This is a genomic window from Jutongia huaianensis (assembly GCF_014384985.1).
Classification (GTDB): domain Bacteria; phylum Bacillota; class Clostridia; order Lachnospirales; family Lachnospiraceae; genus Jutongia; species Jutongia huaianensis.
In genome coordinates, this window is sequence record NZ_JACRSX010000034.1 from 1 (window position 1) to 7,418 (window position 7,418).

Annotated in this window: 8 protein-coding genes; all 8 read right to left on the reverse strand. The window is 37.5% G+C overall.

The window, feature by feature from the left end; translation table 11 throughout:
- On the reverse strand, window positions 1-266 hold a 266-nt coding region (locus tag H8704_RS13665; RefSeq protein WP_249298626.1), incomplete at its 3' end, for a hypothetical protein.
- 26 nt (window positions 267-292) lie between these two features.
- Window positions 293-1,543: a hypothetical protein gene (locus H8704_RS13670; RefSeq protein ID WP_249298627.1), complete on the reverse strand. Its 1,251-nt coding sequence runs from the start codon at window positions 1,541-1,543 to the stop codon at window positions 293-295.
- Window positions 1,544-1,614: 71 nt separating this feature from the next.
- Complete coding sequence (locus H8704_RS13675) at window positions 1,615-2,658, reverse strand: hypothetical protein (RefSeq protein ID WP_249298628.1); 1,044 nt, start codon at window positions 2,656-2,658, stop codon at window positions 1,615-1,617.
- 108 nt (window positions 2,659-2,766) lie between these two features.
- Window positions 2,767-3,189: a DUF6483 family protein gene (locus H8704_RS13680; RefSeq protein ID WP_249298629.1), complete on the reverse strand. Its 423-nt coding sequence runs from the start codon at window positions 3,187-3,189 to the stop codon at window positions 2,767-2,769.
- Between the two features lie 12 nt (window positions 3,190-3,201).
- On the reverse strand, window positions 3,202-4,620 hold the full coding sequence (locus H8704_RS13685; RefSeq protein ID WP_249298630.1) for an AMP-binding protein: 1,419 nt from the start codon (window positions 4,618-4,620) through the stop codon (window positions 3,202-3,204).
- A 30-nt stretch (window positions 4,621-4,650) separates the two neighbouring features.
- Window positions 4,651-5,862, reverse strand: coding sequence for a hypothetical protein (locus H8704_RS13690; protein WP_249298631.1), 1,212 nt, complete (start codon window positions 5,860-5,862; stop codon window positions 4,651-4,653).
- A gap of 69 nt (window positions 5,863-5,931) precedes the next feature.
- Window positions 5,932-6,786, reverse strand: a complete 855-nt coding sequence (locus H8704_RS13695) for a hypothetical protein (protein WP_118679719.1) — start codon at window positions 6,784-6,786, stop codon at window positions 5,932-5,934.
- Between the two features lie 41 nt (window positions 6,787-6,827).
- Window positions 6,828-7,418 (reverse strand): hypothetical protein (locus H8704_RS13700; RefSeq protein WP_249298632.1); only part of this gene is annotated, 591 nt, incomplete at its 5' end.

Here is a 7,418-nt window from a genome sequence, read left to right on the forward strand (position 1 = left end):
CAATCCGAAATATCATCCCTTCGTACCTTGTCATATTTCTTTGTGAAATAATTCTGATAATAATCTCTCTCCCCGTCCGGAATCAATGTCTTTCCAAGCAGGTCTGCAATTTCATCTCCGGACTGCTCTGCTGTCTTATCTGCAGATTCTGTTGTTTGTACCGGCTCCTTTTTGGACGATCCTGCATCCTGACCGTTGTTTCCGCATGCAGTCAATAGCACGGCAAGAGATAGTGCTGCCATAGTCCCCATTAATTTTGATCTCATATTGTCCTCCTTATTATTACAAAATTTTATTTTTCTTCCCACGAAATTTTATGATGTAGCCTGCTGATATTACCTCTCCATTTTTCCTGATACTCTTTCTTACATCCTTTCGGAACAACAATCGTATCTTTCTCCTCAAACAGACAAACTCCCGATACCAGATGTAACGGCGTTCTGCCCTCAAAGACATATGTTGTACCGGTATGTCCGGCTGGATTATTCCGTACATCATTACCGCTTTTTGTATGCATAAATGTCACACTCTTTGGAATCACCATTTTCCGAAAAGTCGTTGTGTCACCAATATACCACGGACAAAAAATCCTTTTTATGGTATCCGGTATATTGATCACGCCATTGTCAATATGCGCAGCCACCAGTTCGCCTGAATTTTTATCATAGATTGAACCGTTTTTCTCTGCATATTTCGGATTATCCTTTGCAATCCGCACGCTGGCTTCCGTAAAGTTATGATTCCCATATTTACCTGCTGCTTCAATCTTCGTAACACTTGCCGGAATCTGCATTTCCTTTGTTCCAAAGTAATCTCCCTTTTTGGAGATAGTTTCTGTTCCGTCCGGAATAGTGGTCTTTTCTCTTTCCTCCAAAAGTCCGTATACTGTTTTCCCATCCTGGGAACACAGAAATCCATCTACAATCTTATAGTTTTTATTTTCTCCCGAAAAGGAAACCTCCTTCCATGTCACTCCGGTTAAGTCCGCATCCTCCAGCTTTGTTTTAAGACCTGCCGGCAAACGAAGCACCTTTCCGTTTTGCACATATGCAAACAATCCCAGATCAATCCACTGAACCGTATCCGGAACATCTATTTCCTCAATCTGTGCCACCCGGTCATACACATCTTTGGGCTCAATTATGATATTCTCCACGGTGGAATCCTCTGAGCATTTTTCACCAAATATATTGCTCCAGTTTTCTGCTTCCCACATAGTGTCCGAGGTATCTTCCTGTTTAAAATTACCATTGCCGTTTCCCAGCCGGACCACCTTTTTCCCTGCCAGTTTTGAAGGAATTTTTAATACGGAAATATCTTCATCAGATGGAGTGATCTTTGTAATCCACACCCCCTCTGCGCTGGTTCTGTATGTGTATTCAAAACTCCCCGCTTTCCGGCTTTTTTCCTTTGCCGCATATTCCTTATAAGGATTGTCTGCGCACTGTTTTTTCTGAAAATAACTCACACCATTATAAACACATATTACTGCCGCCACTGCGATACAAATTGCAGCTATTCCTTTTCCTTTTTTTCTCTCCATCCTGACCTCCGATAATATTATGCAATACATCAGTTTCTATATTAATAATATAATCTATTTATACGGTCGTTTCAATGAATTATTTTGATACTATTGCTGCAGTCCGAAAATGCCCCCTCCTCGACCTTCTTCGTAACTGCCGGCAGTTTTACCTCCGTCCCTAATGTTCCGTGATTATATACCTCATATACCGTACTCATCAGGACATATGGGGAACCCTGTATCTTTTCCCAATCTTCTTTCCGATATTCTTTCCAATCAATGCCCAGCTCTTGAAGTCTTTTTTGCAGCTTCGTCTGCTTTGGGCAATATACCGTCAGATCATCGGAACAATTTCGAAATGCTTTTTCATTAATCGAAAGGGGAATTTCATCATCCCAGTTTTCTATTACAATATTCTTCAACTCATAGCAATTTCGAAATGCCCCTCCGGCAATTTCAAAATCAGGAGCTGCGTTTCTTTTTAACTGATTAAAATCAAGCTTTATTGTTTTCCACGTTTCCCCTCCGTAAGTACCTGTTATCCGCTGCACATCCTTCCGCCTGTCAACGATCAATGCTCCGGTTTCTTCTGTTTTTGTGACATTTTTCCCCTTGACCAGATATATTTTATCCTTATATTTCTTAACCGAAAATCTACGCCGCTCCAAAACAACACCATATTTTTGTACGGTCACATAAATAGAATATGTATCATTGCTACTCCACCATTTTTCACTGTCACTTCCCCACCAGAAGGATGCATTTCCATTGCTGAATGCATAGAAACGAAGCGGCATTATTTTTTCTCCCGCCTGCATTCTCTCCTGACATTTTGTCGCCTGCATTCTCTTCTGACATTTTGTCACGTTGAGCACCTTCCCCCTGGTGGCCGTAACCAAAATTGTCTTTCCCTTTGCAGACGATACCTGAAGAGTCGGAAAATATCCTCCATAGGGCATCTTTTTCATGTCGTATACTTCCTGAATATCAATTTTAATATGCCCCTTTTCCAAACCGGCCCAATACATAATACTTCCAACAATGCCGCTTCTCATAATAATCCACAATAAAATGATTCCGATCAAAATACGTGCGGTCAAAGCAAACCGTTCTTTTCCTGATAATTTTTTCATTCACATATCCTGCCTTCCCATCACATCTGTAAACATCGGTTATAGATATGTGTCTTTTATTTCCAGAATGTTGCATGTAAAATTAACTACAACTTATCCTGAGGATGCCTAAAACAAACTATCCGCAGGAATACTAACTCCGAACCTCATCAGCAGCCCCCGTATTCCCTCTTCAATTTCCTGCCGGCAGTAATTATTCTGTTCCAAAAAAACATCCTCTTTTTCATTTATATGCCCATACACACTAAGTCCCATATTTAGTATTATATTATTTATTGTCCCGTTATCTTTTAATACCTCTTTAGTTACTCCCTTTTCCTCGTCCATATACGCAAGCAGCTCATTTTCTGCCTCATTGATTTCCCCCCGGTCAATCCTTTGCAACAGCCTCTGATAAAAATCTTCCTGTGCCGCATTTTCTATAAACTTCGGCTGCTTATATTTATCACTCCATGCCCCTGATATCAGTATCCCGACTAACCGCAAGGTTCCTGCAATGCTGTTTTTTAACCCATTATTTTCAAATTCCATACACGTCTCCTCTTATTTGAAACTGGCATAATCAAGCTTTCCATTATCACAATAATGAAATGCCTGAATCTTTCGAATCTGATACTGTTCCCTTCGAATCCCAAACTGCCGTAGGTATTCTGTCAATTCCATTATATCAATATTTCTAAAATCCTTCGTCCTGATAAACAACAAAATCTGTTCGTCTGAAACCCTTGAAACACATACCACCGGAACTGCCCATTTAATTTCTATACTTCTCTCCAGTTCATCCAGACTTATCCGTATTCCATTGCATTTTATAAACCTCTTTTTTCTACCGGTAATATAAAGATATCCTTCTTCGTCAAGTTTTCCCACATCCCCGGTATCTAAAAGATCGGTATTCTGTCTCCATACATCCGCATTCTCCGTCAAATCTGACCTTTCTTTCACATACCCCAGATACACATTCGCACCACGATAATAAATGTCTCCTTCTCCTGCATGATCTTTATTTTTTATCTGAAAAGCTCCACCGGAAATTGCCCTTCCTACACTATCCATCTTATCCGGATGCTGATCTAAAAAGAATGCGCTCATTCTTGCTGTTGCCTCCGTCTGACCATACATAATTGCCAAATGTGTCGTGATCCCTCTCTGCCTCCTGTCACAAATCCACTCCAACAGCTTCTGTTTCATTTCGCGGCTCATAGCTCCTCCCGCCTGCGTCAGAAGCCTTAATTCCTTCCAGGGTCTGGATAAAATTCTTAAATAGTCTAAAATCTCATAGGTATATGGAACCCCGCAAAAAGAGGTCACCCTGCATTCTTCCAAAAAATCCCAGTATCCACTCTGAAACATATTACCTTGCGGCAGCAAAAGTTCTGCATCCGCCAGTAAATGACTATTTACCACTGACAACCCATACACATATGACACCGGAAGCATCACTCCTGCCCTGTCATTCTCATCAATTTCCAATGATTCAATAATCGCCTGCGCATTACTTCGAAGATTATCATAAGATAACGCCACAATCTTTCCATTTCCAACACTGCCCGAGGTCACCATGAGCAATGCCAGATCATCATATAATACATCCTTAATTTCCTGTCTCCTTTGCAGTCTCACATACTGGTAATACGGAGAACCGGTCTGATAATTTTCCTCTATTTCCTCGTACAAAGCAGGCTCTGACTCCACATCTCTCATTTTCTTCCGATCCAGAAATATCTCATCCGGCATAAAATGATCTATCAATGCCGCTATATCGGGAGCTTTCTTTGTGTTTCCTACGAAAAACACGGTATTTCTCTTTTTCATGTGATAGCAGTATAACGAAACAGCCTCCATAGAATTGTCACTGACCAGCAAAATCAGCTTTTTCCGAGAGGCTGTCTCTGAATATATTCTGTTTATATGTATAATCTCTCTGCGTATCACAGTTTTGTTAATCACTGATCCACTCATTTGATTTCTCCTGTAACCTGGTAATATTATTTAGTTTAACATTGCTTTAATTATTTCTAATTCAAAATTTACAGCATGCACAAATTTATGTACAAAATCGTCGCCCAAACTGTATGTTTGATGTATTTTGTTTTTTCGTATTTCCTCTGTACTGATTCCCGCCTTGCACATATATATTATTCTAATCCGGTTAAATTTTTTTACAACTGTCTCGTATTCTTTCATATATTTCTTTGTATTTTCCGATAACTCATCATATTTTAGTTTATCTAAACATCGATAAACATTTCTTTTATGCTCATATAATAAATGAAATGTACGGTAATCAATCGTTTCCCTGTTCGATATTCCCTGTAACTCTTCTATTATCCATTTATAAACATTTGAACCATATATTTGTATTTCTCCATTTACATCTTTAGATTTCTCAGGATACAAAAATTCCTGCATTTTCTTTAATAAATATTTTTCTGTTAATTGAAATCTGTCACAATCCTTTATTACAATCCGGGTCACCGGATAACACCATTCCATTTTTAAGTATCCTGCACCGCTAAAATAAAATCTTCTTCCCTTTTCAAATGAAAACAAAAAGTCATCATATGACACTTCAAAAGTTTCCATTTTTTCCCTTTTTCCAAACCCATAAACAAGAAAAACTTTTTTAGTATCATCAAATCCATATACTAAATTTTCTCTGACCAAATGCAGCGTATCGAATGATTCCTTTTCCGTAAGATAAAATTCATCTAAATGGATCGTCGCATATTGGCCATCTTCTAAAATCCCTCTAATGATGCCGCATATTTCTCCAGGCATAATGTCACAATATGATATTCCTCTGATATCCACCATATTCATTAAAGCTTCATCAAAATCATAAAAATGCCAAAAAGACGGTGCATAATTCATTTTTATATCTAAAAAATACTGATCCAGTGTTTCACAGGATTTTTCATTTGATTGTAACATTGCTAATTTTAAGCTTAAAAACAAATATGTATGCGATATAACATTTGTTGTAATTGGTAATTTCTTAGTACTTATTTGAGGAGGAATATATCTTTTTAATGGAAAGTTTTTATCCAGAAATTCGTCCAACAATCCTCTAACAATTACATTTGCATCATATTCCGTAAAGTTTGTTTTATTGCATATATTGACAGTTTTTTCTTCCGTAAATTCCAGCCAACGATGCTTTTTTCTGGCAAATTTACAAAATTTTTCCCTTGTTTTTTTCATCCCAGGGTAAATCATCCACGCTAATCTTATACTCCATACTTTCCAGCACCTCTCCATTTATATAAAAATCTATTTATTTTCTCTCAGCAGTTCTTCCCCCAAATTTCTATTTCCTACAAGTTGCATTTTAAATTGTGCACTGGAATAATCCACCTTTCCACTCTTTGTTTTGACAAATTTATCACTTGAATTCATCTTCTTTTGCCAATCATATATTAAAATATATTTTCCCTTTTTCTTTTTCCACATTTGTCCTTCCGGTCCAAAAGCAATATTCATAATCCCTTCTTCAGAGGCCGACCAAGCAATCAAATCCATTGCTTTCTTAGGGTGTCTGGAACTTGCCGGGACGCATACGCAGTATTCTTCATACTTTTTGTTCAATGTATCAAAGCTTTGCAGCCATATCGGGATTCCATAAATCCCTCTTTTTCCGGTTTTTCGATACGTTTTCTTTTTCAGATGCTTGAGAATCTTAGAATATCTCGAAAATATCTTGAAATTTTCTTTGATATATGGTTCCATATTTTTTATTCTTCCGGCTTTGATATTATCATAATAGTCAGCTTCACCCCTGTACGTCTGAATATCTATTCCTTTTTCATATTCTTGCTCATAATTTTCACGACCAGGCAATGAATAATCCATTCCGAAAATCTTAATATTCATTTTTTCCTGGAATAAGTCCGCATACCACCCTTTCATTACCTCATCTAACGCATTTATTTCTGATATGGCTCTTAATGTTACCTCCTTTGATGTATTTTCAGAAACAGAGGATATCTTATTTTTCAGAACCCCCCCCGCTTCTTTTGTCCTGCTTGTTTTCGGAATAAAGGTCGAACTTTGCGGTGCAGTATTTTTACTGCAGCCCGATACACATATAGTCATTGCTATGATAATGGTATATAATATCTTTTTCATTGAAAATTCCTCCTTAACTAAATAATAATTCTTTATAAAAATTAACATACGCTATTTCGTTCATATACGGTATATTCCGAAGTCGATCCAAATTCATCTCCGATATCATTTTGATATACCGGGCTGCCGCCAGTTTTCGTTTCAATTATTGCCTTACCTGTGTTTCCTCGTCCAATTACTATTCCCGAATGATCCCCTTTGTTATTTATTATCTTTTGGTACTTTTGCGGCAAATTCCCTTTGGCAACCGCTCTATAGCTTCCATCTGTAATAAAACTTCCCACAACATTCAGCCAGTATCTGTGATCTCCAATCCAAGTATATGCATGACAATTATTTTTTGTATAACCATGACCTACTACTTTCTTTTTATCATATCTTCTTTGGAAGTCCGCTACATATGCATCAGAGTTTACAGTATTTTCTTTATAACAATATGCCTTAACTCCGTTTCCTTTAGGCGTTAATACTATGACAGTTGACGGATTGACTGCTTTTGCACTCATTGTTTTAATATTATTTATAATCACATCCTCGTCTTTCAATAAAGTTTCTATTAATTCGTCATCCGAATTATAGCTAAACACTTCACTTTTTTCTTTCTGTTTTTTTAACTGTAATGATTTGTTATA

Coding starts and splice junctions, on each gene's coding strand:
- H8704_RS13670 (WP_249298627.1), bottom strand. CDS start 1,543: ATGGAGAGAAAAAAAGGAAAAGGAATAGCTGCAATTTGTATCGCAGTG.
- H8704_RS13695 (WP_118679719.1), bottom strand. CDS start 6,786: ATGAAAAAGATATTATATACCATTATCATAGCAATGACTATATGTGTA.
- H8704_RS13675 (WP_249298628.1), bottom strand. CDS start 2,658: ATGAAAAAATTATCAGGAAAAGAACGGTTTGCTTTGACCGCACGTATT.
- H8704_RS13685 (WP_249298630.1), bottom strand. CDS start 4,620: ATGAGTGGATCAGTGATTAACAAAACTGTGATACGCAGAGAGATTATA.
- H8704_RS13680 (WP_249298629.1), bottom strand. CDS start 3,189: ATGGAATTTGAAAATAATGGGTTAAAAAACAGCATTGCAGGAACCTTG.
- H8704_RS13690 (WP_249298631.1), bottom strand. CDS start 5,862: ATGAAAAAAACAAGGGAAAAATTTTGTAAATTTGCCAGAAAAAAGCAT.